The 1,178-nt window shown below is 52.9% G+C and carries 1 protein-coding gene; it reads right to left on the reverse strand.

The window, feature by feature from the left end:
• Positions 1–67: 67 nt before the first annotated feature.
• Positions 68–1,178, reverse strand: a 1,111-nt coding sequence (locus tag V6D20_10940) for a phosphopentomutase (protein HEY9816297.1), incomplete at its 5' end; no start/stop codon positions are given.

Consider the following 1,178-nt stretch of genomic DNA (forward strand, 5'->3'; position numbering starts at 1 on the left):
TCTTGCTCCCTCTCCCTTAGGGGGAGGGCTGGGGTGGGGGAACCCCAAGATGTTTATTAACAGTCGACTAAACCAACTCAAGCGGAGAACCATCTAGCCATGCTTGACACACCTTGCCGATGGTATCAAAGCCTGTTTGCAACGAAAGCACCTTGCCTTCTTGAGACGGGCTATAACTGATATACGGCACGTATTCGCGCGTATGGTCCGAACCAGGCGCAGTGGGGTCACAGCCATGATCTCCCGTGATAATCAACAGATCATCGTCAGTCATCGCATCCAAGAACGGTTGAAGCTCCTTGTCGATAGCTTCAAGTTCGCGTCCGTAGCCCACGACATTGCGTCGATGGCCGTAGTTCATGTCGGTTTCCACAAGGTTGTTAAAAATCAACTGACGATCTGTAGACGCAGCCACACCATCGACCACGGCGTAATCAGGGAGAAGCGTCTTACGATTCACGAGATCCATCATGACCTGCATCCCATGCCGATTATCGGTGGTCTTGATGCTATGGGTAATCCCGACATCGCAGAAGATGTCTTTGATCTTGCCCACACCAATCACATGCGCACCGCTGCTTTCAAGCTCCACAAGAATGTTCCCCACTTCAGGAGGCGGAACGGCGTAATCACGACGCTTATACCCGATGCGTTTAAACCCAGAGGCCGCATCGCCTTCAAAGGGGCGAGCAATCACGCGGGAGAGTTCATCCTCTCCGCGTAAAATTTCACGCGCAATCTCACACCACTCGTAAAGCGTGTCAATGGAGGTCACATCGGTATGCGTCGCGATCTGCCACACACTATCCGCGCTGGTGTAAATAATGGGGTAGCCTGTTTTTAAATGCTCTTCCCCCAACTCTTCGAGAATCTTGGTACCGCTTGCAGCTTTATTGCCGAGAATCCCTTTACAGCCCGTTTTCTCAATAAAGGCGTTCACGAGTTCATCCCGAAAGCCATCAGGGTAGGTAGGAAAAGGCGTATTCAGAACCACCCCAGCCATTTCCCAGTGGCCTGTGGTGGTATCTTTCCCCTTGGATTTCTCCGCAAGCTTGGTGACCTGCGCGAGAGGAGCCTCCTGCACAGCAATTTGCGTGAGGGGAATAATGTTCCCCAACCCGAGGCGTTCAAGGGCAGGAAGAGCCAGCGGGGCGCAGTGGGCATCAATGTGCGCAAGG

The organism is Candidatus Obscuribacterales bacterium (assembly GCA_036703605.1).
Classification (GTDB): domain Bacteria; phylum Cyanobacteriota; class Cyanobacteriia; order RECH01; family RECH01; genus RECH01.